The organism is Flavobacterium sp. (assembly GCF_035299005.1).
Lineage (GTDB): Bacteria > Bacteroidota > Bacteroidia > Flavobacteriales > Flavobacteriaceae > Flavobacterium.
The window spans coordinates 77877-102387 of sequence record NZ_DATGXL010000001.1 but is presented as its reverse complement, the minus strand read 5'-3'; the positions used below and the strand labels follow the sequence as shown (position 1 = coordinate 102387).

At 31.2% G+C, this 24511-nt stretch carries 18 protein-coding genes and 2 tRNA genes; 15 read left to right on the top strand and 5 right to left on the bottom strand.

Going from position 1 to position 24511, the window contains the following annotated elements:
• The first annotated feature begins 112 nt into the window (after positions 1 to 112).
• Positions 113 to 820 (top strand): dipeptidase PepE, encoded by a 708-nt coding sequence (pepE, locus tag VK164_RS00475; RefSeq protein ID WP_324207482.1) that lies wholly within the window; start codon positions 113 to 115, stop codon positions 818 to 820.
• Positions 821 to 854: 34 nt separating this feature from the next.
• On the opposite strand, the gene VK164_RS00470 is transcribed toward pepE, so the two are convergent.
• Together VK164_RS00470 and VK164_RS00465 are read right to left on the bottom strand one after the other, a co-directional pair.
• A tRNA-Gly gene (locus tag VK164_RS00470) sits at positions 855 to 927 on the bottom strand.
• 31 nt (positions 928 to 958) lie between these two features.
• Positions 959 to 1034: transfer RNA gene (locus VK164_RS00465), tRNA-Gly, on the bottom strand.
• Positions 1035 to 1195: 161 nt separating this feature from the next.
• Here VK164_RS00465 and VK164_RS00460 point away from each other — a divergent pair.
• Both VK164_RS00460 and VK164_RS00455 read left to right on the top strand, forming a co-directional pair.
• Complete coding sequence (locus tag VK164_RS00460) at positions 1196 to 1633, top strand: GNAT family N-acetyltransferase (RefSeq protein WP_324207481.1); 438 nt, start codon at positions 1196 to 1198, stop codon at positions 1631 to 1633.
• Between the two features lie 42 nt (positions 1634 to 1675).
• The gene (locus VK164_RS00455) at positions 1676 to 3262 is read left to right on the top strand and encodes a L,D-transpeptidase family protein (RefSeq protein WP_324207480.1); all 1587 of its coding nucleotides are present in this window, start codon (positions 1676 to 1678) and stop codon (positions 3260 to 3262) included.
• Here VK164_RS00455 and VK164_RS00450 read toward each other — a convergent pair.
• Positions 3251 to 3982, bottom strand: coding sequence for a murein L,D-transpeptidase catalytic domain family protein (locus VK164_RS00450; protein WP_324207479.1), 732 nt, complete (start codon positions 3980 to 3982; stop codon positions 3251 to 3253). The two genes, VK164_RS00455 and VK164_RS00450, sit on opposite strands and share 12 nt — an antisense overlap.
• A gap of 190 nt (positions 3983 to 4172) precedes the next feature.
• Here VK164_RS00450 and VK164_RS00445 point away from each other — a divergent pair, with 190 nt between their 5' ends.
• The 6 genes from VK164_RS00445 (at position 4173) to VK164_RS00420 (ending at position 13377) form a co-directional block, all read left to right on the top strand.
• On the top strand, positions 4173 to 6584 hold the full coding sequence (locus tag VK164_RS00445; protein ID WP_324207478.1) for a DUF5916 domain-containing protein: 2412 nt from the start codon (positions 4173 to 4175) through the stop codon (positions 6582 to 6584).
• Between the two features lie 83 nt (positions 6585 to 6667).
• Positions 6668 to 8185, top strand: a complete 1518-nt coding sequence (gpmI, locus tag VK164_RS00440; RefSeq protein ID WP_324207477.1) for a 2,3-bisphosphoglycerate-independent phosphoglycerate mutase — start codon at positions 6668 to 6670, stop codon at positions 8183 to 8185.
• Between the two features lie 137 nt (positions 8186 to 8322).
• Positions 8323 to 8994 (top strand): TetR/AcrR family transcriptional regulator, encoded by a 672-nt coding sequence (locus VK164_RS00435; RefSeq protein ID WP_324207476.1) that lies wholly within the window; start codon positions 8323 to 8325, stop codon positions 8992 to 8994.
• Positions 8991 to 10643, top strand: a complete 1653-nt coding sequence (locus tag VK164_RS00430; RefSeq protein ID WP_324207475.1) for a peptidase domain-containing ABC transporter — start codon at positions 8991 to 8993, stop codon at positions 10641 to 10643. The genes VK164_RS00435 and VK164_RS00430 overlap by 4 nt, the downstream gene beginning before the upstream one ends.
• Positions 10644 to 10645: 2 nt before the next feature.
• Entirely contained in the window at positions 10646 to 11992 is a 1347-nt protein-coding gene (locus tag VK164_RS00425) for an HlyD family secretion protein (RefSeq protein ID WP_324207474.1), read from the top strand.
• Positions 11992 to 13377: a TolC family protein gene (locus VK164_RS00420; RefSeq protein ID WP_324207473.1), complete on the top strand. Its 1386-nt coding sequence runs from the start codon at positions 11992 to 11994 to the stop codon at positions 13375 to 13377. Before VK164_RS00425 ends, VK164_RS00420 begins: the two co-directional genes overlap by 1 nt.
• Before the next feature lie 56 nt (positions 13378 to 13433).
• Here the strand turns inward: VK164_RS00420 and VK164_RS00415 are convergent, their stop codons facing one another.
• A complete protein-coding gene (locus VK164_RS00415; protein ID WP_231835254.1) occupies positions 13434 to 13769 on the bottom strand; it encodes an RNA recognition motif domain-containing protein in 336 nt (111 codons plus the stop codon).
• A gap of 220 nt (positions 13770 to 13989) precedes the next feature.
• Positions 13990 to 15264 carry an acetyl-CoA hydrolase/transferase family protein gene (locus tag VK164_RS00410; RefSeq protein ID WP_324207472.1) on the bottom strand — a complete coding sequence of 425 codons (1275 nt, stop codon included), beginning with the start codon at positions 15262 to 15264 and terminating at the stop codon, positions 13990 to 13992.
• 178 nt (positions 15265 to 15442) lie between these two features.
• Between VK164_RS00410 and map the strand changes: the two genes are divergently transcribed.
• The 6 genes from map to VK164_RS00380 all read left to right on the top strand — a co-directional run bounded on the left by map (position 15443) and on the right by VK164_RS00380 (position 24507).
• On the top strand, positions 15443 to 16261 hold the full coding sequence (map, locus tag VK164_RS00405; RefSeq protein WP_324207471.1) for a type I methionyl aminopeptidase: 819 nt from the start codon (positions 15443 to 15445) through the stop codon (positions 16259 to 16261).
• Positions 16261 to 17025, top strand: a complete 765-nt coding sequence (locus VK164_RS00400) for a methyltransferase domain-containing protein (RefSeq protein WP_324207470.1) — start codon at positions 16261 to 16263, stop codon at positions 17023 to 17025. Before map ends, VK164_RS00400 begins: the two co-directional genes overlap by 1 nt.
• 77 nt (positions 17026 to 17102) lie before the next feature.
• Complete coding sequence (locus tag VK164_RS00395) at positions 17103 to 18353, top strand: DUF5103 domain-containing protein (RefSeq protein ID WP_324207469.1); 1251 nt, start codon at positions 17103 to 17105, stop codon at positions 18351 to 18353.
• A gap of 117 nt (positions 18354 to 18470) precedes the next feature.
• Positions 18471 to 18857, top strand: coding sequence for a Co2+/Mg2+ efflux protein ApaG (apaG, locus tag VK164_RS00390; protein ID WP_166236450.1), 387 nt, complete (start codon positions 18471 to 18473; stop codon positions 18855 to 18857).
• Between the two features lie 147 nt (positions 18858 to 19004).
• Positions 19005 to 20630 (top strand): L-glutamate gamma-semialdehyde dehydrogenase, encoded by a 1626-nt coding sequence (gene pruA / locus VK164_RS00385; protein WP_324207468.1) that lies wholly within the window; start codon positions 19005 to 19007, stop codon positions 20628 to 20630.
• A 190-nt stretch (positions 20631 to 20820) separates the two neighbouring features.
• A complete protein-coding gene (locus tag VK164_RS00380) occupies positions 20821 to 24507 on the top strand; it encodes a T9SS sorting signal type C domain-containing protein (protein ID WP_324207467.1) in 3687 nt (1228 codons plus the stop codon).
• Positions 24508 to 24511: the final 4 nt, after the last annotated feature.

Here is a 24511-nt window from a genome sequence, read left to right as displayed (position 1 = left end):
AAAATATAGTCAAATAATATTTTGTAAATGTACTTATGAGCCATCAAAATGAAATCCTAACAAGATGATAAACTTATGTTAATACAATCTTGTAAATTTGTAAAAAAAAATCATGAAAAGTATAATTATTGCCAGTACTTCAACATTACACAACGGAGACTATTTAGCTTATTTATTACCAGAATTGGAACTGTTTTTTCAAAATTGTTCCGAAATAATTTTTATCCCATATGCACGCCCTAGTGGTATTTCACATGAAGATTATACAAAAAAAGTAGCTGATGCTTTTGTAAAAATTAAAATTTCTGTTAGAGGAATTCACGAATTTGATGATCCAATTGAAGCCATTGAAAAAGCGCAAGGAATTTTTATTGGCGGAGGAAATACTTTTTTATTAGTTAGTCAATTGTATAAGAACAACGTTATTGATACCTTAGAAAAAGTAGTTAAAAATGGCACACCATATTTAGGCACTAGTGCCGGAAGTAATATTTGTGGTTTAACGATGGGCACTACAAATGATATGCCTATTGTATATCCTCCAAGTTTTAGAACTTTAGGATTTGTATCATTCAACATAAATCCTCATTACTTAGATCCAATTGAAGGCTCAACACACATGGGAGAAACGCGTGAAACCAGAATTAATGAATTTCATCATTTTAATCCGCAACCTGTTGTAGGATTGAGAGAAGGAAGTTGGTTAGAAGTTAAGGGCGATTCAGTAAAATTGAAAGGAACTTTAACCGCTAGAATTTTCAAAAGAAACGAAACTCCTATTGAAGTAGACCCAGAAACTGAACTCAACGAATTGAAATAAAAAAAAGCCTTGCAATTGCAAGGCTTTTTTAAAGAGCGGAAGACGAGGCTCGAACTCGCGACAACCAGCTTGGAAGGCTGGAGCTCTACCAACTGAGCTACTTCCGCAAATGATAATTTTTAAAACTTTATCTTGTTTTGGAGCGGAAGACGAGGCTCGAACTCGCGACAACCAGCTTGGAAGGCTGGAGCTCTACCAACTGAGCTACTTCCGCATTGCAAAAAAGCACATGAATACTTATTTTGTGGGTGCAAATATACTTCAAAAGTTTTTTTAATTGCAAATTTTTAAGCACATTTTTTTAATTCCTTTGTTATAAATTTGTTGACATTCATTTCGTTTTTCTTAATCCGTTAAAATATAAATAGTTAGAAAATGTTTATCATTAAAAAAATTACTGCTTTTGAAACTTACACTGTTCGACAAGAAGTTTTAAGAAAAGGAAAACCAATAGAAACTTGTTATTTTAATGGCGATAACGATTCAACCACAACCCATTTTGGATTATTTGAAGACGAGAATATAATTGGGGTTGTTTCGGTTTATAAAACAAATTCCCTTCTTTTTACAGATGAAATACAATACCAGATTCGAGGCATGGCAGTTTTAGAAAACTTTCAAAACAAAGGCTATGGAGAACAACTATTAAAGGCTGCTGAAAAATTTTGTTGGGAAGAAAAAGCTAATTTAATTTGGTTTAATGCACGCGAAAAAGCTGTTTCTTTTTATTCAAAACTGAAATACAAAATTGTTGGAAATTCATTTGACATTCCAGATGTTGGCATCCATTTTGTAATGTTTAAGAGGAATTAAAAAGATTTTTATTACATTTATATATCCAAATGGATTTTCGCTATGAAAATAATTACTACTCTACTTTTACTATCATTTCTGGTTTCATGTAAAAAAGAAACAAAAATCGTTGCTTTTGACAATAGCATTATAAAAGATACAATACACAATGTAATCATCAGACCCGTTAACCCCGAACTTCTTGAAGGTAAATCAGATAGTTTAAAAATATATTATCAAAAATTAAACTTTCACGAAATTTGGTATTTAGATGAAAACCGAAATGACCTTATTAACGAAATCAAATTTTGCTATCTTGAAGGCTTAAATCCTCTAGATTATTCGTTTGAATTTATTGAGAATTTAGAAAAAAAGAGAAAAGAACTCTCTGATGAAGATATTGTTAAATATGACATTTTACTAACAGAATCTTTTGAAAAATTAGCACTTCATTTACACAAAGGTAAATTAAACCCTAAAGAACTTTATAAAGATTGGGATTTGAAGCCTAAAGAAATTGCACTTTCACCACTGTTAGAAAAAGCTATTACAGAGAAAACAGTCGCATCTACATTTAAGGAATTAAAACCAAATCACATTGTTTATCAATTACTTAAAAAAAGTTTAATTGAATTGGATAAATTTCCAAATGTTACTTTTACTAAGATTGAAACCAAAAAGGAAAAAATTCAACTTAACGACACCTTACCAGAAATGGTCAAAATCAAAAAAAGATTAAGTTATTGGAACGATTACAAAAACCCTGACAGTATTTTTACATGGGCTTACGATACACTAACTTTTAAAGCAGTTAAAAAATTTCAAGGTCGTCATGGTCTATTGCAAGATGGTGTTATCGGAAAAGGAACATTAAACGCTTTAAATATTACCAAAAATGAAAGAAGAGAACAAATTTTTGCCAATTTAGAAAGATGGCGCTGGTACCCAACAGACTTAGGAAAACAATACTTAATTGTAAATCTTCCTGAATATATGTTAAACTACGTTGTCGATAATGATACTATTGCCACACATAGAACTGTTGTTGGAACACCAAAAAGAAGAACACCGATACTCACTTCGAAACTTTCCAATTTTGTTTTCAATCCGACTTGGACAATTCCTCCTACAATTATAAAAGAAGATTTAACTCCTAGTGCAACAAAAAATAGAAATTATTTTTCTTCTCGAAAGTTAACAATATACAACAACAAAGGAGTTGAAGTAAGCCCATATGAATGGAACCCAGCAAAAGCTAATAGTTATCGCTATGTTCAAAAACCTGGCTATAATAACTCACTTGGATTGGTAAAATTCAACTTTCCAAATAGTCACTTAGTTTACTTACACGATACAAATCATCGAGATTATTTTGTAAAAACTTATCGTTCATTAAGTTCTGGATGTGTTCGTATTGAAAATCCTTTGGTTCTAGCCAAACAAATTTTAGTGAAAGAGAATCCTAAAAAATGGGATTCTCCAGAAATAGATTCTATTATAAAACGAGAGAAAACAAAAACAGTGTCTGTTAAAGACACTGTAAATATTCATATTTTTTATTGGACAAGTTGGTTAGAAAAAAATCAATTACAATTTAGAACCGACATCTATGAACTTGACAAAGAATTGTTTTTGAAATTAAGAAACTAACTTCGATTTAATTGTGTAATTTCTTGAAGGATGATAAATAAAAATACATGATTTATCTTTAATTGTTTCAATTAATTGTTTGTGAACTTCATAAGGAACCGCAGGACAACCTTGACTTCTTCCGATATAACCTTGAGTATTAGCTATTTTTTTGCTTACATAATCAGCCCCATGAATAACCACTGCTCTATTTCTAGCATTATCATTAATTCCATACTCCATTCCATCTAAACGTAATGACATCCCATGTTTTCCTTGATACACTTCACCTGTTACATAAAAACCTAAACTACTTTTGAATGATTCATTTTCATTTGAAAAATTAGTAGCAAATTCAACGCCCGAATTTCTTCCGTGAGCTACCAATGATTTCATGATTACTTTTTGTGATTTCATATCAATAACCCACATTCTTTCTTCTTTAGAAGATAAGCTAAAATCGATTACTGTTAAAATCTCATTTTCAATTTTACCTTGTGCTTTTAATTGCTCGTATCCTTGAAATGCAGCAAAAAAACTATCAAACTTTGGTAATGATAAATTGTTAGCATCTATAGTTGTGTAAAAAGTTTTACACTTTGTTTCTAAAGTTGACTTTGTATTTGCAGCTACTAATTTTGGATCTGTATTTGAAATTACATTTCTTTCCACATCAGCCGTATTTAAAGGCTTGAATGAAAAAACACAAAATAAAATAAGCGGTAAAAACTTGTAAATCATTGTTAATCTTGTAGTTATATTGTTGTTGAAAGTGCCAAATATATTTATTATTTTTTAATAAACAAATAAAAAAGTGTTTTTTGTCGAAATTTTATGTATTTCATCGATTATTCTAAAAAAAGTTAAACATTATACAAAAAATGTAGACCTATATAATAATCGCATAATTTTGCGCATCAATTTAATTTATATGACAAACAAATTCGGCATAACTCTACTTTTTTGCATAGCCACTTCATTTTTTTCGTTTTCACAAACTAAAAAAAGTATTACCACTAATAAAACAAATGAGTCTATCACTATCGATGCAGATTTAAACGAAGCATCATGGAAAAATGCTGAAATTGCTACTGATTTTGTAATGTTTGAACCTGATAATGGAAAACCAATTGATGAAAAGAAAAAAACGGAAGTCAAAATATTGTATGATGATGAAGCAATATATGTAGGTGCTTTACTATATGATGATGAACCAGAAAAAATTATGAAAGAAATCACTGAACGTGACGACTTTGGCACAACAGATGCTTTCGGAATATTCATCAATGGTTATAATGACGGTCAACAAGATTTTCGATTTTTCCTTACTGCTGCAGGAGGCCAATTAGATTGTTTAGCAACTGAACAAATAGGTGAAGATTTTTCATGGAATGCTATTTGGGATAGTAAAGTAAAGATTACTGATTACGGATGGATTGTAGAAATGAAAATTCCATATGCTGCTTTGCGTTTTTCTCCTGAATCAGTTCAAACTTGGGGATTAAATTTTGTTCGTGAAATTAAACGTGAAAGACGCGTTTATACATGGACTCATGTAGATTCAAAAATTGGAGCCGTAATTCAACAAGCTGGAGTTTTAAATGGTATCAAAAATATAAAAACTCCTACTAGATTATTTTTGATTCCTTATTCATCTTTTTATTTGAATGCAAGCGAGACTCAAAAAACAAAAGGGGAATTCAAAGGAGGATTAGATGTTAAATACGGCATCAATGATGCTTTTACTTTAGATGCTATTTTAGTCCCAGATTTTGGTCAAACAAAATTTGATAATGTAATTTTAAATTTAGGCCCGTTTGAGCAACAATTTAACGAAAATAGACCATTTTTTACAGAAGGAACTGATTTATTTAGCAAAGGAAACTTATTGTATTCAAGAAGAATAGGACAAACACCCGATTTAAATTTAAATTTAGCTGATAACGAATTTATCAATGAATTTCCAAGTGCTATTAATTTATTAAATGCCATGAAAATTTCGGGTCGTGATAAAGACGGAATGGGAATTGGCTTCTTGAATGCAATTACAGAGAAAACCACTGCTAACGTTTCAAATTCTGATAATGATTTAACTAGACAAGTTATTGTTTCTCCCTTAACCAATTATAATGTTACCGTTTTTGACCAAAGATTTAATAAAAATTCGTCCGTTACTTTTATCAATACTAACGTGGCTCGAAATGGAAACTTTAGAGATGCTAATGTAACAGGATTACTATTTGACCTGAATAATAAAACTAATAAATACAATGTTTCAGGAGGTATAAAATCGAGCAGCATAAACGATGTCAAAAATACTAATGGAATAAATGCATCGCTTTATTTAGCAGAAACTAACGGTAAATTTAGACATAGCATTGGTGGTGATTTTATTTCTAAAGATTTTGATAACAATGATTTGGGAATTAATTTCAAAACAAATTATTATGCAATCTATGGAAACTCAAATTATCGCATATTAAATCCAAACAAAACATTCAACACCTTTAGAATCAATTTGAATTCTTATTTTGAATTTTATAAACCAACAAATCAAATCCAATCGAGTAACTTCAATGTAAACATTAATTCAACAAACAAGAAAAATCACTTTTTTGGTGGAGGTATTAATTTTAATCCATTTAAAAATTATGATTATTATGAACCACGAGTAGTCGATCGCTTTTTTGTAAATCCAGGAAACTTGGGCGGATGGTTTTATTTTTCATCTAATTACAACAATAAGTTTGCATTAGATATCAATCCATATATTACTCATGTTTTAGATCAAAATAGATACGAAGCAGGAATCAATATAAGTCCAAGATATCGCTTCAATAACAAGTTTTCATTAGTCTATAGTTTTGATTATTTCAAACAACAAAACGATATAGGATTTATTGATTTTGAAAACAGTGATATTATTTTCGCTAGAAGAGACCGAAACACTTTTACAAATGCACTAACAAGCAAATTTTCTATAAGTAGTGTAATGAACTTTAATTTATCGGTAAGACATTATTGGTCATTAGCAGAAAACAATCAAATAAACACATTAAACGCTGACGGAAGTTTATCACCTAATACAACTTACACCAATAATAAAAACTCAAATTTCAGCAGTTGGAATTTAGATTTATCCTACTCGTGGTGGTTTGCTCCAGGTAGCCAAATGTCAATATTATACAGAAATAATGCAGCTACTTTTGATCGTACAATAAATAAGGATTTTGGTTCAAATTTTTCCAACTTATTTGACAACAATTTGAATCATGTCTTATCAATTAGTGTACGCTATTTTATAGATTACAACCAAGCCAAAAACTGGCTTAGAAAAGGATAAATGGCTTAATCGTTTTCGTAATTTTAAGTTACTTTTTGATTCAAAAATTTATCAATTGTTTATCTTTGTACAAACACAGAACCATGAACAAAAAAGTAATTTTAATGATACTAGACGGTTGGGGAAAATCTCCAGATCCGAAAGTTTCAGCAATTGATAATGCTAACACACCTTTTATTGATAGTTTATATAACATATACCCGAATGCACAACTAAGAACAGATGGCTTAAATGTAGGTTTACCTGAAGGACAAATGGGAAATTCAGAAGTTGGTCATATGAATTTAGGTGCTGGACGCATTGTGTATCAAGATTTAGCCAAATTGAATTTAGCGGTAGAACACAAAACCATGAGTCAAGAAAAACCACTTATGGAGGCGTTTAATTACGCTAAAAAGAACAACAAAGCTATTCACTTTTTGGGATTAGTTTCTGATGGTGGCGTGCATTCTCACACTTCACATTTAAGAGGTTTAATTGATGCTGCTCAAGAAAGTGGTGTTGAAAACATGTTTGTTCATGCATTTACTGATGGCCGTGATGTAGATCCAAAATCGGGAGTAAGATACATTTCTGATTTAGAAAATTATCTTCAAAACACCCATGCAAAATTAGCTTCTGTAGTTGGAAGATACTACGCAATGGACAGAGATAAACGTTGGGAAAGAGTAAAATTAGCTTACGATTTAGTTGTGAATGCTGAAGGGAATTATTCAAAAAATGCCATTGCGAGTATCAACGAAAGTTATGCAAACAATGTTACTGACGAATTTATTCAACCTATTGTGATGGTTGATGACAACAACAATCCAGTTGCTAAAATTCAAGACGATGACGTAGTTGTTTTCTTTAATTTCAGAACAGACAGAGGAAGAGAATTAACCGAAGCTTTATCTCAAAAAGACTTCCACGAATTCAACATGCACAAATTGAGTTTATATTATGTTACGATGACAAATTACGATGAAACGTATAAAAATGTTCATGTAATTTACGACAAAGACAACATCACAGAAACACTTGGAGAAGTATTAGAAAAAGCCAATAAAAAACAAATCCGAATTGCCGAAACAGAGAAATATCCACACGTAACCTTTTTCTTTTCTGGTGGAAGAGAAGAACCTTTTGTAGGCGAAACTCGTATTTTGAAAAATTCACCAAAAGTAGCCACTTACGATTTACAACCAGAAATGAGTGCGTACGAACTAAAAGACGCTTTAGTTCTAGAACTTAAAAAAGGTGAAGTTGATTTTGTTTGTTTAAACTTTGCCAATGGAGATATGGTTGGTCATACAGGGGTAATGGAAGCAGCAATAAAAGCATGCGAAGCTGTCGATGTTTGTGTAAAAGAAGTGGTTGAAACCGCTTTAGAAAATAATTACACCACAATAATCATAGCCGACCATGGAAATTGTGAAACGATGATAAACCCAGATGGTTCACCAAATACTGCTCACACAACGAATCCAGTGCCAATTATTTTAGTAGATAAAAATTTAACAGCGATTCATGATGGTGTTTTGGGAGATATAGCACCTACTATTTTAGAATTAATGGGAATTGAAAAACCAGATGTAATGACATGTAAATCATTATTATAAGGATAGCAAAAATAAATTTAAAAAAGAGATTCATTAACTTGAGTCTCTTTTTTTATATATAACAATTGTAAATTAAAAGTTAAACTTTTACACATTAATAGTAATACTATTATATTTGCATTTTTAAATATTATATCATGCAAAATTTACTATCTAATTTAAAAATAACCATTAACGAAAAGTTATATGTTAAAGATCCTGAAACCTCAGAATTAGGACGTAATATATTAAAAAACAGCATCGTAATAATTGATGAAATCGGCTTTGAAGCATTCACATTTAAAAAATTAGGTGAAAGAATTCAATCAAATGAAAGTTCTATTTATCGCTATTTTGAAAATAAACACAAACTTTTGGTTTATCTAACTTCATGGTATTGGTCTTGGATGGAATATCGTATGGCATTTGCTACTACAAATGTTTCAAATCAAATAGAAAAATTAGAAAAAGTAATTAAACTAGTTACTGAAAATGTAGCAGATGATAATACAACTCCACACATCAATGAAGAAATTCTAAGCCGAATAATCGTTGAAGAATTCACTAAAACATTAATGACTAAAGAGGTGGACAACGAAAACAAAGAAGGTTTCTTCTTGGTGTACAAAAGGGTTATCAATCGCATTATTGACATCATAAAAGAAGTTAATCCAGATTATCCATTTGCAAAAAGTTTAGCTTCAAATATTGTAGAAGGATCGCTTCATCAACATTTTTTAAAAAATCATTTGAAAACCATCACAAACTTATCTGATAAAGAATGTGCAACAGAATTTTATACAGATATGGCAAAAAAAACACTACTATGACACCATTAAAAAGATTCAAAAACCTCATCTTAATCGACAAACAAGATATTTATCAAATCTTCTTGTATTCCATTATTGCAGGATTAATCAGCTTGTCTTTGCCTTTGGGGATTCAATCCATCATTAACTTTATCCAGGCTGGAAAAATTAGTACTTCATGGATTGTCCTTGTTGGAGTTGTAGTAATAGGTGTAGCTTTTGTAGGATTACTAAAAATTATGCAGTTTAGAATCACCGAAAACTTACAACAAAAAATATTTGTGCGCTCTTCTTTTGAATTTGCGTATCGCTTCCCGAAAATAAAGTTCAACGAATTACACAATCAATACCCTCCGGAATTAGCCAATCGATTTTTCGATACTTTAACGGTTCAAAAAGGATTTTCAAAACTATTATTGGATATTTCAGGAGCAGCATTACAAATTTTTTTCGGAATTGTGTTACTTTCCTTGTATCATTCATTTTTTATCTTTTTTGGATTAGTCCTTTTGATATTGCTGTATTTAATTTTTAAAATCAACTTCAATTTAGGATTGGAAACTAGCTTAAAAGAATCTAAATACAAATATAAAATTGCACATTGGTTACAAGAAATTGCTAGAAATCACTTGAGCTTTAAAAGTAATTCTATTTTTAATTTTTCATTACATAAAAACGACAAATTAGTTAATGAATATCTTAAACAGCGTGAAAATCATTTTCAGGTTTTAATGAAACAATTTATTCAATTAACAGGATTTAAAATTTTAATTACGGCTGGTTTATTGATAATTGGAGGGTTGTTAGTAATCAATCAACAAATGAATATTGGACAATTCGTTGCAGCTGAAATTATCATTTTAAGCATTATTGCAGCGGTTGAAAAACTGTTCTCTGGTTTAGAATTGTTCTATGATGTATTAACTTCTTTAGAAAAATTAGGTTCGGTTGTGGATATGGAATTAGAAGAAGGCATTCAAAACTCAAATTATTTAGTAGACAGAAATAAAATAACGATTGAAACTGAAAATGTTTCTTTTTCTTATCCTAAATCTGATAAAGAAATACTAAAAAATATAAGTTTATCTATTGAGCCAAAACAACACACTTTGATTTTGGGAGAAAATGGCTCTGGAAAAACAACATTAATTAGATTGTTAGCGCGTTTGATTGAACCAACTTCAGGAAGTATTTTCATCAACAATACCAATTACAAAAAATATTCTTCAGATGAATATCGCTCTAAAATTGGAATTATCACAGCACATGAAATGCCATTTGAAGGCACTATTTTAGAAAACATCACATGTAATAATCCTGAAATCAAAATGGATACAGTTTTTGAATTAATCGAGAAATTAAAACTAACTGAAGCTATCAAAGCGCTTCCAAAAGGATTAGATACACAAATTTCGTCGGAAGGAAAGCAAATTAATTCGTCAACTATTCAAAAAATTGTAATGGCTCGATGTATTATCAATCAACCCAAATTATTGTTTCTAGAAAATCCATTAGACAAATCTGACGAACAAAATTGCAGAGAAATTATCGATTATCTAAGCGATGAAAAACATCCTTGGACATTAATTGTTGTAAGTAAATACAGTTATTGGAAACAAATTTGTAAACAAACTATTATTTTAGAAAAAGGAGAAATTAAAGCAAGTTAGATATGCTAAACATCACAAAAAACAGAATTGATCAATTTGTTAAGTTAGAACAATTCAAATCTGGGCAAATATTCAAAGAGCAAAAGCATTACAAAGTAATTCGCAAGATTATTTGGGCATTTGTTGTTATTGTTGTTTTATTTCTATTTCTACCCTGGACTCAAAACATTCAAGGAACTGGAAATGTTACTACCTTAAAACCAAATCAACGCCCACAAACGATTCAAACTATTATTGGTGGTCGAATAGAAAAATGGTATGTAAATGAAGGTGATTATGTTAAAAAAGGAGATACCATTTTATTCATTTCGGAAATAAAAGAAGATTATTTAGATCCAAATCTGATAGAAAACACAGGCAATCAAGTAAAAGCTAAAGAAAACGCTGTGAACTCTTATGCAGATAAAGTAAAAGCATTAGAAGCGCAAATGGGAGCTATTCAAAACGAAAAAAACCTAAAATTAAAACAAGCACAAAACAAGCTTAAGCAAACTTATCTAAAAGTGCAAAGTGATAGTATTGATTTTGAAGCGACTAAAACACAGTTAAAGATTGCTCAAACACAATATAATCGTTCGGTAAATTTAAACAAAGAAGGTCTAAAACCCTTAACAGATGTAGAAGAGAAACGAATGAAGTTGCAAGAAACCGAAGCAAAAATCATAACCCAAGAAAACAAATATATTGCTAGTAAGAATGAAGTATTGAATGCCACAATGGAACTCAACAGAATTACTGCTGAATACGCCGAAAAAAATGCAAAAGCAAGCAGTGATAAGCAAACAGCATTGAGTTCCCAATTTGATACCGAAGCACAAGTAAACAAATTGAAAAATCAGTACAAAAACTATCAAATTAGAAATGGATTATACTACATAACAGCTCCTCAGGACGGATTTGTAAATAGAGCTTTGCAATCTGGAATTGGTGAAACTATTAAAGAAGGAACTTCAATTGTGAGTATTATGCCCGCAAAATACGACATTGCCGTTGAAACTTATATCGAGCCTATGGATTTTCCATTAATTAACAAAGGTGAAAAAGTTAGGGTATGGTTTGATGGTTGGCCTACAATTGTGTTCAGTGGTTGGCCAGGTGTTTCATATGGAACTTTTGGCGGTGTAATTATTGCTAAAGAAAACTTCATTAGCCCAAACGGAAAATATCGTGTCTTGATTGCTCCAGATCCAAAAGACAAAAAATGGCCAGAACAATTAAGCATTGGAGCAGGAACACAATCTTTAGCCTTATTGGATGATGTGCCAATTTGGTTTGAAATTTGGAGAACTTTAAATGGTTTTCCACCAAATTTTTACCAACCAAAAACCACCGAAAACACTAAGAAATAATGAAACCAAAATTATTTTATATCTTCATTTTCATTTGTAGTTCATTTAATTTGTTGGGACAAAATTTATCAACCGAATTCACCTACAATGAATTTTTAGGATATGTGAAAAAATTCCATCCGCTGGTGAAACAAGCCGATTTAAAACTGAATGAAGCCCAAGCTAATATAATGCAAGCTCGTGGTGCTTTTGATCCAAAAATCGAAGTTGATTTTAGTAAAAAACAATTCAAAGACAGCGAATATTATTCGATTTTAAACAGCAGTTTTAAAATTCCAACTTGGTACGGAATCGAATTAAAAGCAGGTTTTGATAATTCTGAAGGAATTTATGTAAATCCAGAAAACACGCTACCAAACAGTGGGTTAACTTCGTTTGGAATTTCGGTTCCTGTTGGACAAGGTTTATTCATCAATCAACGAATGGCAGATTTGAGAAAAGCTAAAATTATGCAAAACTTAAACATAGCTGAAAGAAATTTGCAAGCTACTGAAGTAATTTATGAAGCCTCAATAAGTTATGTAAATTGGAAAAGAAGTTTTGATGAAGTAAAATTGTATGAAACCTACTTAGAAAATGCACTAACTCGTTACAACGGTGTTTTAAAATTAATTAAAGAAGGTGATAAACCAGCTATTGATAGCGTTGAAGCTGGGATCTCTGTTAAAACCAGAAGATTAAATTTAGAAGACGCAAAATTAAAATTAACCAAAGCAAAATTAGAACTATCCAATTATCTATGGCTAGAAAACAATATTCCACTAGAATTGAATGACAATTTATTTCCAGAAGCAACGTTATCCAAAACAATTAAAGAAGTTTTACAAATTAACGAATTAGGAACTATTGATTTAGACAATCATCCAAAGATACAAACTTTAGATGCGAAAATTGCAATGCTGAAAGTTGATCGAAAACTAAAAGCAAATGCACTTTTGCCCAAGTTGGATTTGAGTTACAATTATTTATCAGAACCCAGTTATATTGACAATTATCGATTTGAAGATTATAAAATTGGGGTGAATTTTTTGTTTCCGATATTTTTACGAAAAGAACGTGGAAGTTTAAAACTAACCGGTTTAAAAATTCAGGATTCGGAATTTGGCTTACAATTTGAACGAAAAAATTTAGAAAATAAACTCAAAGCACAACAGCAAGAAATTGTTTCGCTTGAAAAACAGCAAGATTACAATGATAAATTAGTAAAAGATTTTACCACATTACTAAATGCTGAAGATCGATTGTTTGAAATGGGAGAAAGTTCGTTGTTTGTTATTAATTCCAGAGAAAATTCATTGATAAGCTCACAAATTAATGATATTATTATAGAGAATAGATATTTGAATGCTATTATTGGATTATATAAAATCATTGCAAACCCATAATAAACTAAAAAACCTTCGCAATGCGAAGGTTTTTTTTCGTTTTATATCCAAAAATATTAGTAACGACCTCTTGAGTTGTTATCTCTATTATTAGAGTAACCGCCTCTACTTCCACCTGAATTACGATCGAAGCTTCTTCTTTCGCCTTCTGGTTTTGGTTCAGATTTGTTAACAACGATTTTTCTACCTTCGATAGTTCCACCGTTTAATTCGTCGATTGCTTTTTGAGCCTCAGCATCATTAGCCATTTCAACAAATCCAAATCCTTTACTTCTTCCGGTAAATTTGTCAGAGATAATTTTAACTGATTCTACAGCTCCATACTCTTCAAAATAACCTCTTAAATCTGCTTCCTCTACACTGAAAGGAAGACTTCCTACAAAAATGTTCATCTATGAAAAATTTAATTCCTTACAAAGGTAGGCTATTTAATGTTGTGAAAAGGTTAAACTTTGAAATATTTTCAAAAACAGCTATTTTTTGTTAAAAAATTCAAAATCAAAAAGTTAGTTTTTTAAAAAGTTTTTAAATGAATTACCAGAATTATTAAAAATTTTAAAATAAAAAAAGACAACCTTTCGATTGCCTTTTTTATACTAACTCAACTTTTTATTACTTACAACCAGTCATTTCATAGTAAGCTCGTTCCACAGCTTCTTGATGCGTTGGATGAGCAATTTTTACTAATTCAGTAACACGCTGTCTTAAGGTTTTACCATATAAATCTGCAATTCCGTTTTCTGTAATGATATAATGTACATGAGCTCTTGTGGTAACTACACCTGCACCTTGCTTTAAATAAGGTACAATTCTGCTTTCGCCACGTTTTGTAATAGATGGCAAGGCAATAATTGCTTTTCCTCCATCACTTAATGATGCTCCACGAATAAAATCCATTTGCCCACCTACACCAGAATACATAGTGCTTCCAATAGAATCAGCACAAACTTGTCCCGTGACATCCACTTCAATTGCTGAATTAATTGAGACCATTCTTGGATTTTTACGAATTCGAGCAGTATCATTTACCATAGATGATTCTTTCATTTCAATAAAGGGATTATCATCTACAAAATCATACAACCGTTTTGAACCAATTAAAAATGTTGCCAAAGCTCTTCCGCGCAAAGTGCCTTTATAATTACAATTAATTACATCATTTTCAATTAAATCAATTACACCATCAGAGAACATTTCTGTATGCAAACCTAAATCTTTATGATTAGTTAATTTACTCAATGCTGCATTAGGTATTGAACCAATTCCCATTTGAAGTGTACTCTTATTCTCAATCAATGAAGCAACATAAGTTCCTATTTTCTCTTCTTCTGTTGTAAAAGGAGCAACATCGTGAGCAAAAATAGGCACATTAACTTCTACTAAATAATCAATTTCAGAAACATGTAATATACCATCACCAAATGTTCTTGGCATATTTGGGTTAACTTGCGCTATCACTGATTTTGCATTTTCAATTGCTGCAACAGTTGCTTCCACAGAAACTCCTAAAGAACAATATCCATGCACATCTGGTGGAGAAACATGAATAAAAGCCACATCTAATTTCACTACATTTTTACGAAATAATAATGGCAATTCACTTAAAAAAACCGGTGTATAGGAACCATTTCCTGCCTTTAAAGTATGACGCACATTAGCTCCAATAAAAAACGAATTCACATGAAAACTATCAGCTAATTCAGGATTAGCATAAGGTGCTTCTCCTTCTGTATGCAAATGACAAACTTCAACATCTCTTAATTCTGAAGCTCTATCTGTTAATGCCTTTGTTAAAATTGTTGGCGTAGCTGCTGCTGCTTGAACGTAAACCCTATCGCCACTTTTTACTACTTGTACAGCTTCTGCTGCGGTAACATATTTTCCCATACCTAATGAAATTTATATTGCAAAATTATGCTGTAATTTAATGATAAAATATGATATTGCTCATATTTGATTAAAGGTTTTGATTTAATAGTTAAAGGAAAATGAAATAAAAATTGAATTTTGAAATTGCTCTTGAATTTGAAATTGAATTCGTACTTTTGCTTCGAAATTTTGCATTATGATTGTACTTAAAACCCTTGAAGAAATTGAATTAATGCGTGAAAGCGCTTTGATTGTTTCTAAAACATTAGGAATGATAGCTAAGGAAATCAAACCTGGCGTAACTACTTTATATTTGGACAAATTAGCTGAAGATTTTATACGTTCTCATGGTGCTGAGCCTGCCTTTTTGGGCATGTATGGCTTTCCTAATTCATTGTGTATGAGTCCAAATACTCAGGTTGTTCATGGAATCCCAAATAACGTTCCATTACAAGAAGGAGATATTATTTCAGTAGATTGTGGTGCTTTGAAAAATGGATTTTATGGAGATCATGCTTATACATTTGAAGTTGGTGAAGTAGCTGAAGCAACAAAAAAATTACTAAAAATCACAAAAGAATCATTATACGAAGGAATTCGAGCAACTAAAGTAGGAAACCGCGTGGAAGATATTGGAAATGCTGTTCAAGTATATTGTGAAGCACAAGGATATGGTGTTGTACGTGAATTATGTGGGCATGGTTTAGGCAGAAAAATGCACGAAGATCCAGAAGTTCCTAACTATGGGAAACGCGGTCGTGGAAAAAAATTAGTTAACGGAATGGTTATTGCAATCGAACCAATGATTAATATGGGTACAAGAAATATTAAACAACACAAAGATGGTTGGACAATTACTACTGCCGACGGAAAACCAAGTGCCCATTTTGAACACGATGTAGCCATTGTTGACGGAAAACCAGAATTATTATCAACTTTTGCATACATTTATGAAGCATTGGGAATTGTAAGTAATGAAGAGGATGGATTGAGACAAAAACCTTTGGTACTATAATGAAAAAACTTTTTAAACTTATTTTAAACACAATTCCCCGTCCAATATTGATTAGATTAAGTATTGTGGTGCGTCCTGTTTTGGCTTTTTTATTAAAAGGTAATCGTTTTACTGATCCAATTGACGGAAAAAGCTTTCGTATGTTTTTACCATATGGCTATGGAACACAACGAAACAATGTATTATCACCAAGCACACTTTCTTTAGAAAGACACCGTTTATTGTGGCTATATTTGAAAAACGAAACTGATTTTTTTGTAGTACCCAAAAAAGTATTGCACTTTGCTCCTGAACAAGAATTTTACAAGCGTTTCAAAAAGCAATCTAATTTAGATTATACAACAACTGATTTGTTTTCGCCTTTAGCAGATGTGAAAGCTGATATTTGTAATTTACCTTTTGAAGACAATTCATACGATATGATTTTGTGCAATCACGTTTTGGAACATATTCCAGATGACACCAAAGCTATGCAAGAATTATATCGCGTTTTAAAACCGGGTGGAATGGGAATTTTTCAAATTCCACAAGACTTGTCAAGAGCAACAACTTTTACAGATGATTCAATAACCGACCCAAAAGAACGCGCTAAAATATTTGGACAATATGACCACGTAAGAGTTTACGGCAGAGATTATTTTGATAAGTTGAGAAGTATTGGTTTCAAAGTTGATGAAGTTGATTATACCGCTACCATTTCACCAGAATTAGTAGAAAAATATTGCTTAGCAAAAGGAGAAATAATTCCTGTTTGTTTTAAATAATATTTTTGGTAATAATTGCATAGTTTTTGCAGACATTCAATTAGTTTGTTATTTTTACAATTATTAAACCGCTTCAAATGAAAAAATGTTTTAGTGTATTTGCTTTACTTTTTGTTTATTTCAGCTCATTCTCTCAACAAGCTGATGAACAAGAACCTACTTTTAATATCAAAACAATTTCATTTGTACAAAATGGTAGAAATGTGATTCCTTTTTTTAAATTGGGAGATACTTTTGAATTGCAATTTGATGATTTATATGGTGATGAAGCAGATTATTATTACACCATAACTCAATACAACTACGACTGGTCTGCACCATCCAATTTATCCAAAGCAGAATATTTAACTGGGATGGATAATCAACGAATTATTACTTATCTAAATTCATTTAACACGTTACAAATTTATTCGCATTACAAACAAGTTTTTCCTAATAAATTTAATCGAATTACAAAAAGTGGTAATTATTTACTAACTGTTTTAAATGATGAAAATGAAGTAGTTTTTTCAAGAAGATTTATTCTTTATGAAGAAGAAGTAAATATTGGTTTATTAGTTCGCAGAAGTAGAGATTTTGAAACTATTGATACTAAACAAAATATAGAAATGACCATAAATTATGGCGACAAAATTTTGCAAAATCCAATTCAAAATGTCAAAGTAACTTTATTTCAAAATGGCAATTGGAAAACTAGCATAACAGACATAAAACCTCAATATACCTTAGGCTCTGAACTAATTTACAGATACAATAAAGAAACTCAATTTTGGGGTGGAAATGAATGTTATACTATCGACAATAAAATCATTAGAGCGACTAACAATACTGTTTCAAAAGTAACTTCTGGAGACAATATTTATAACACTTATTTATATGTAAACTCGGCTAGAAAAAACCTGCCTTATACTTATTTTCCAGACATTAATGGGAACTTTTTTATTACAAATGCGAACACTACAAATCCAGAAATTGAAGCCGATTATTCTTGGGTTTACTTCGCTGTTGAAGCGCCAACATTTTTTGAAAATAACATTTATGTTTCGGGAATGTTTAATAATTACACCATTTCAGATGAATATAAAATGGAATACAATAAAGCTACTGGTCTTTATGAAAAAGCATTATTAATAAAACAAGGTTTTACAAATTATCAATACATTACAACTGATAAAACTGGGAAAATTGATTTCCAAAATGCACTTGATGGCAACCACTATCAAACTGAAAATAATTACACTGCTATCGTTTATTACAAAGGAAATAGTGAAAGATATGACAGAGTTATTGGAATTGCCAACACAAACAGCGAGGTTATTAAAAACTAAAGAATATTTTTACAGAAATTGCTGATTCACTTTTATTTATGAAAAAATTAGCATTCATTTTACAAAAAATACCATAAAATTTGTAATTTTGAAAAAAGAAAGCACTACTTAAAATAAATGGTTAGTCAAATTACAAGAGGCATAAAGATTTCTGTTTTAACTAGTTTTGAAGGAACTTACTTCAAAAACTACAAGATTCACTTTGCCTTTACTTACCATGTAACCATAGAAAATCAAAGTAAAGACTCTGTTCAATTAAATTCTCGCCATTGGGAAATTTATGACGCTTTAAACAACGTTGAAATTGTAGATGGCGAAGGAGTTATTGGTAAAAAACCAGTATTAAAACCCGGAGAAACTCATACTTATTCTTCAGGGTGTTTACTTTCATCACCTATTGGAGCTATGAAAGGATACTTTAACATGGTAAACTTTACTTCTACTCGTAGTTTTAAAGTTGAAATTCCAGCTTTTAAACTAGGAGCGCCATTCGCATTGAATTAATTTATTCAAAAATCAAACTCAATAACATCTTTAATCAATCGTAACTTTTGTTATCGATTATTCAAAATATACTTTGTATTTTTGTATTCGTTTACGATAAATTCGTAAATTAAAGTACTAAATTGTTTAATTTTCAAATACAACACCATGTTAAAAGGATTTTTTAATGTTCCAAAAGCAGTTAATGAACCTGTAAAATCATATGCTCCAGGTTCGCCTGAAAGAGCTACAGTTGCGGCAACCTATTCAAAAATGTGGAATTCCCAAATAGAAGTTCCTTTATATATTGGTAACGAAGAAATTAAAACAGGTAATATCAAAAACATGACAGCTCCACATGATCACCAACATGTTGTAGGAGTTTATCATCAAGCCGACAAGGTATTAGTTGAAAAAGCAATAGCTTCTGCATTAGAAGCACGTAAAAAATGGGCAGCAATGTCTTGGGAAAATAGAGCCAGTATTTTCTTAAAAGCAGCTGAATTATTAGCAGGTCCATACCGCGCCAAAATCAACGCTGCGACTATGATTGCTCAATCAAAAACAATTCACCAAGCAGAAATTGATTCGGCTTGTGAATTAATTGATTTTTTACGTTATAACGTAGAATTCATGACTAAAATTTATGCAGACCAACCAGCTTCTACATCTGACATGTGGAACAGAGTTGAATACAGACCTTTAGAAGGATTTGTATATGCAATTACTCCTTTTAACTTCACTGCTATTGCAGGAAATTTACCTTCAAGTGCCGCATTAATGGGAAATGTTGTGGTTTGGAAACCAGCAGCAACACAAGTTTATTCTGCTAATGTAATTATGGAAGTTTTCAAAGAAGCTGGCTTACCAAATGGAGTTATCAATATGGTAATGGGCGACTCTGGAATGGTTTCTGATGTAGTTTTAAACAATCCACATTTAGCAGGAGTTCACTTCACAGGGTCAACTGGTGTTTTCAATGATATTTGGAAAACTATTGGTCAAAATATTGCCAACTACAAAACCTATCCAAGAATTGTTGGTGAAACAGGTGGAAAAGATTTCATCGTTGCACATCCATCTGCAAACCCAGCACAAGTAGCTGTTGGAATTGCACGTGGTGCTTTTGAATTCCAAGGGCAAAAATGTAGCGCGGCTTCCCGTGTTTATGTTCCACAAAGTTTGTGGCCAGCTGTTAAAGCTAAATTAGAAGCTGATATGAAATCAATGAAAATGGGTTCGCCAGAAGATATGAGTAATTTTATTACTGCTGTAATTTCGGAAGCTTCATTTGACAAATTAACTCGTTACATCGACCAAGCTAAAAAAGATAGTGATGCAGAAGTAATTATTGGTGGAAATTATGATAAATCTAAAGGCTATTTTATTGAACCAACCGTTATTTTAACTTCAAATCCTAAATATACAACTATGGAAACCGAATTATTCGGACCAGTAGTTACCATTTATATTTATGAAGATACAAAATGGACTGAAACTTTAAAATTAGTTGACGAAACTTCTGAATATGCTTTAACTGGAGCTGTATTTAGCCAATGTCGTTATGCAGTTGAAGAAGCAACAATAGCTTTACAAAATGCTGCAGGAAACTTCTACATTAATGATAAACCTACAGGTGCCGTTGTGGGAATGCAACCATTTGGAGGAGCAAGAGGTTCTGGAACTAATGACAAAGCAGGTTCAGCCCAAAACTTATTACGTTGGGCATCTGTAAGAACTATTAAAGAAACATTCGTAACACCAGAAGATTATAAATACCCATTTTTAGGATAATCTAAAAAAAATAAATCATATCAGGGCTTGTCAGAAATGGCAAGCTTTTTTATTTTTTATCATTTCATCGGTATTTTGCTTCTTTTCAACTGATTTATAAAAAAAACTAAGGATTTATTATTTTTTTTATAAATTGTATCCGAAATCTATTATGCAAGCATAGTATTTTCCTCCCTAAAGAAAATAAATTATGATTAAAAAAATACTTTTTGTAGCTGTGCTTTTTTTTTCAGCATCTTCAAATGCTCAAGAAATTAAAGAAAAAAATAAGACATTTGACTTATTAGAAAATCATACTCAAACCAAAATACTTTACGATAAAGTAGGTGCTTTTGCAAAATTAACAGAAGATAAAACAGAACCATTATCTTCGATTGAGTTCAAACAAGCATACCATGAAATTCAAAGAGCAGATTTTCTTGAACGACTTCCAAAGATTGATTTTTTAGAAACTAAAACAGAAAAAGGGTTTTCAGAAAACATTATTCCAATTTCAATTTTAATTTCTGAATTTGAAGCAATTAAACCAAGCGTAAGAGCGCAAAATCAATTACAACTTAATGCAAACAATCAATACGAAATTATCGATTTATCAATTGATTACTTCGATACACATAAAATAGGATTTGCATCCCCTTTAATAAAGCAGTTGAAAGGAACTCAGATAGCTTTTAAACTTTCTGACGAATTAATTTTTAATACTACTAACCAAACAATTAGTAAAATTGAAATTAACTTTAATACTGGAAAAGGATTTGAAAAAATTTCTAGTAATCAAATCATTTATACTGATTTTGAAACTCTTGGCTCAAAAACAATTTCATTTAAAATTACTTTAAATGATGGAACTATTTTTACAAACGAATCAAAATTTACTTTAAAAGAAAAAGCGCAAAATCTAAGTCAATTAAATAAAGTTGCACAACAAACTCCTTTTGCTGTTAGCCCATTGACCGAAATAACTTCTTCATTAACTTATCAAGGCACAAACGAAACTGCTGCACATGCTGGAAAAGGTGAATTTCAAATATTCTATGACAATGAGGCTGGCCTATTAGACAAAGTAATCATTGTTTGTGATGGATTTGACCCAGGAGACGGAAGAGATACAGGTGCAATTTATAACTTATTAAACTATGGAACTCCAACACAAAACCTTGGTGACAATATTAGAAATTTAGGTTATGATGTTGTTGTATTAAACTTTCCTATCTACACAAGACCAGACGGCGTTACAAATGTAGACGGGGGTGTAGATTATATCCAAAGAAATGCGCGAATAATGATTGAGTTAATTAATTATATCAATGCAAATAAAGTTGGAAATCAAGAACTTGTAGTTATAGGTCCAAGTATGGGCGGGTTGATTACCAGAATGGCTTTGCGATATATGGAAATGAATGGAATGAATCATAAAACACGTTTATGGTTGTCTTTTGATTCACCTCATTTAGGAGCAAATGTTCCTATTGGAATGCAACACATGTTTAACTACTTAGCATATGATCCAGATATTTCTGATTTAACTGTTAGAGCAATTGTTGATTCAATGCTTAAAAGTCCAGCTGCAAGACAAATGCTAATTGACCATTTTGAAGGGCATTTATTAGGCTCAAGTTTAACCGACTTTGACCAAGCATCTGCCGCTTTACTTCCAACAGGTCACCCTACACATAGAAATGTTTTTCAAACAGAATTAAATACAATGGGGTTCCCGCAAAATTGTAGAAAAATTGCCATTTCAAATGGAGCTGGAAATGGAACAATGACAGGAACACCAGGAATGGCAGTGCTTTCAGGATTGGATGTTCCAAATAGCGATGGTTTTACAAGAGCATTACTAGATTTGAATTTTACGCCAGCAGCTAACGGCAATATAAGAGTAAGCAGAGTTAGAAAACAAGCATGGACATTATTTTGGTTAACTATTGGAACAGGACAAACAAATGCGCGTTCATTTTCTTATACTGCAGGCTTAGATTCGGCACCAGGAGGCATGTTTAATTTAGAAAGTTTAGCTGCTGATGCTGGACCTAACCCAACATTAACTCGCTTTTTAAATGCAATGTCCATTAAAAAATTTGACTTTATTCCAGCACAAAGTTCATTGGCAATTACAAGCACTAACAACTGGTATGCAAATATAAATGCTAGTAGTACAAGTGCATTTGATGCATATTCTGTTCCAACAGTCAATGAAGACCATGTCACATTAACACCTTCAAATGTAACTTTTGCAATGAATGAAATTGTAAATAACATTCAATTGAAATGCCCAACTACAACTACTTGGAATGGAACTTCGTGGAGTAATGGATTGCCATCAAAAGACAAACAAGTTGCATTCACAGGAAACTACACCTCATCATCTTCAATTGATGCGTGCTCGATTTCTGTATCTGGGACAGCTATTGTAAATTTCTTAGCAAATCATGATTTGAATGTTAAAGGTGGAATTACAGTAGCGCCAACTGCTCAATTAAAATTTGCATCAAATTCAAATGTATACCAAATAGAAGAAATTTCAAATTCTGGGAACATTGAATTCAATAGAGAAACTTCTTTAAAAAGATTAGATTATGTGGGTTGGTCTGCACCAGTTACAAATCAAAATTTATTAGCATTTTCGCCAAACACGTTGACCAATCGTTTTTACGAATATATACCAACAGGGACAACAACTCCAACAGCTTATAATAGCGTAAATCCAGCAACAAATAGCTTTGCTATTGGAAAAGGATACTTAATTAGAGCTGAAAATACAATGCCTAGCACAACAACTCCTTGGAACGGAAAATTTACTGGAACACCAAATAATGGCAGAATTAACCCAAATGTTATTTATGGAGGTTCAGTAGGCTTAGGTTTTAACTTAGTTGGAAATCCGTACCCTTCACCAATTAACATTCAAGAGTTTATTATTGGAAATTTATCTAAAATTGATGGAACACTTCACTTTTGGACTAATACAAATGCAGCAGTAAATGGAACTTATGTAGCAAATAACTTTGCTTCACGAAATTTAACAGGCGGAACAGCAGCAATGAATGGTTCATTAATTCCAGATACATTCATACAAACAGGACAAGGATTCTATGTGAATGCTTTAGCGACAGGTCCAATGTATTTTACTAATAGCATGCGAAACGCAACAAGTAATAATCAATTTATCAGTAAAAATGTGAGTAATAATACATCAACAACAGAAAAACACCGTTTTTGGTTGAACCTTTCAGAAGGAAATAACAATCACAATCAAATTTTATTAGGCTATGTTGAAAACGCTACTAATGCTTTAGATTTTGGTTATGATGGTATAATATTAAATAACGGAAATAGTGCGATTTATTCCTTAGTAGACAATAACGAATTAGTAATTCAAGGAAAAACTTTACCATTTACTGATGAAGATTCTATTCAATTAGGATTTACTTCGCAAAAAAGTGGATTATTTACAATTTCATTAGGTGAAAAAGAGGGATTATTCACAAATCAATCTATTTATTTGAAAGACAATGTTACTAATAGCTTAATTGATTTAACTCAAAACAATTATACGTTCATGGCAAATGCAGAAACTATAAACAATCGTTTTGAAATAGTGTACAAAAATAATTTATCAAATAACAACCAAACTGAATTCAATGAAAATACAGTAATTGCTTTCAACGAGAATAATTCATTAGTAATAACAAGCCGTACAACAAAAATGAAATCGATTATAGCTTATGATGTTTTAGGAAGAGTTTTATTTGAAGGAAATAATATTCAAAATAACAAATTTATAATTCCAAATTTAAAACCAACCCAAAATGTTTTACTTCTAACAATAGTTGACGAAAACAATATCAAAGTTCAAAAGAAAGTGATTTTTTAAATCA

Bases quoted from the DNA above. Each gene is read 5' to 3' on its own strand.
- pepE (WP_324207482.1), top strand. From the start codon at position 113: ATGAAAAGTATAATTATTGCCAGTACTTCAACATTACACAACGGAGAC.
- VK164_RS00460 (WP_324207481.1), top strand. From the start codon at position 1,196: ATGTTTATCATTAAAAAAATTACTGCTTTTGAAACTTACACTGTTCGA.
- VK164_RS00455 (WP_324207480.1), top strand. From the start codon at position 1,676: ATGAAAATAATTACTACTCTACTTTTACTATCATTTCTGGTTTCATGT.
- VK164_RS00450 (WP_324207479.1), bottom strand. From the start codon at position 3,982: ATGATTTACAAGTTTTTACCGCTTATTTTATTTTGTGTTTTTTCATTC.
- VK164_RS00445 (WP_324207478.1), top strand. From the start codon at position 4,173: ATGACAAACAAATTCGGCATAACTCTACTTTTTTGCATAGCCACTTCA.
- gpmI (WP_324207477.1), top strand. From the start codon at position 6,668: ATGAACAAAAAAGTAATTTTAATGATACTAGACGGTTGGGGAAAATCT.
- VK164_RS00435 (WP_324207476.1), top strand. From the start codon at position 8,323: ATGCAAAATTTACTATCTAATTTAAAAATAACCATTAACGAAAAGTTA.
- VK164_RS00430 (WP_324207475.1), top strand. From the start codon at position 8,991: ATGACACCATTAAAAAGATTCAAAAACCTCATCTTAATCGACAAACAA.
- VK164_RS00425 (WP_324207474.1), top strand. From the start codon at position 10,646: ATGCTAAACATCACAAAAAACAGAATTGATCAATTTGTTAAGTTAGAA.
- VK164_RS00420 (WP_324207473.1), top strand. From the start codon at position 11,992: ATGAAACCAAAATTATTTTATATCTTCATTTTCATTTGTAGTTCATTT.
- VK164_RS00415 (WP_231835254.1), bottom strand. From the start codon at position 13,769: ATGAACATTTTTGTAGGAAGTCTTCCTTTCAGTGTAGAGGAAGCAGAT.
- VK164_RS00410 (WP_324207472.1), bottom strand. From the start codon at position 15,264: ATGGGAAAATATGTTACCGCAGCAGAAGCTGTACAAGTAGTAAAAAGT.
- map (WP_324207471.1), top strand. From the start codon at position 15,443: ATGATTGTACTTAAAACCCTTGAAGAAATTGAATTAATGCGTGAAAGC.
- VK164_RS00400 (WP_324207470.1), top strand. From the start codon at position 16,261: ATGAAAAAACTTTTTAAACTTATTTTAAACACAATTCCCCGTCCAATA.
- VK164_RS00395 (WP_324207469.1), top strand. From the start codon at position 17,103: ATGAAAAAATGTTTTAGTGTATTTGCTTTACTTTTTGTTTATTTCAGC.
- apaG (WP_166236450.1), top strand. From the start codon at position 18,471: ATGGTTAGTCAAATTACAAGAGGCATAAAGATTTCTGTTTTAACTAGT.
- pruA (WP_324207468.1), top strand. From the start codon at position 19,005: ATGTTAAAAGGATTTTTTAATGTTCCAAAAGCAGTTAATGAACCTGTA.
- VK164_RS00380 (WP_324207467.1), top strand. From the start codon at position 20,821: ATGATTAAAAAAATACTTTTTGTAGCTGTGCTTTTTTTTTCAGCATCT.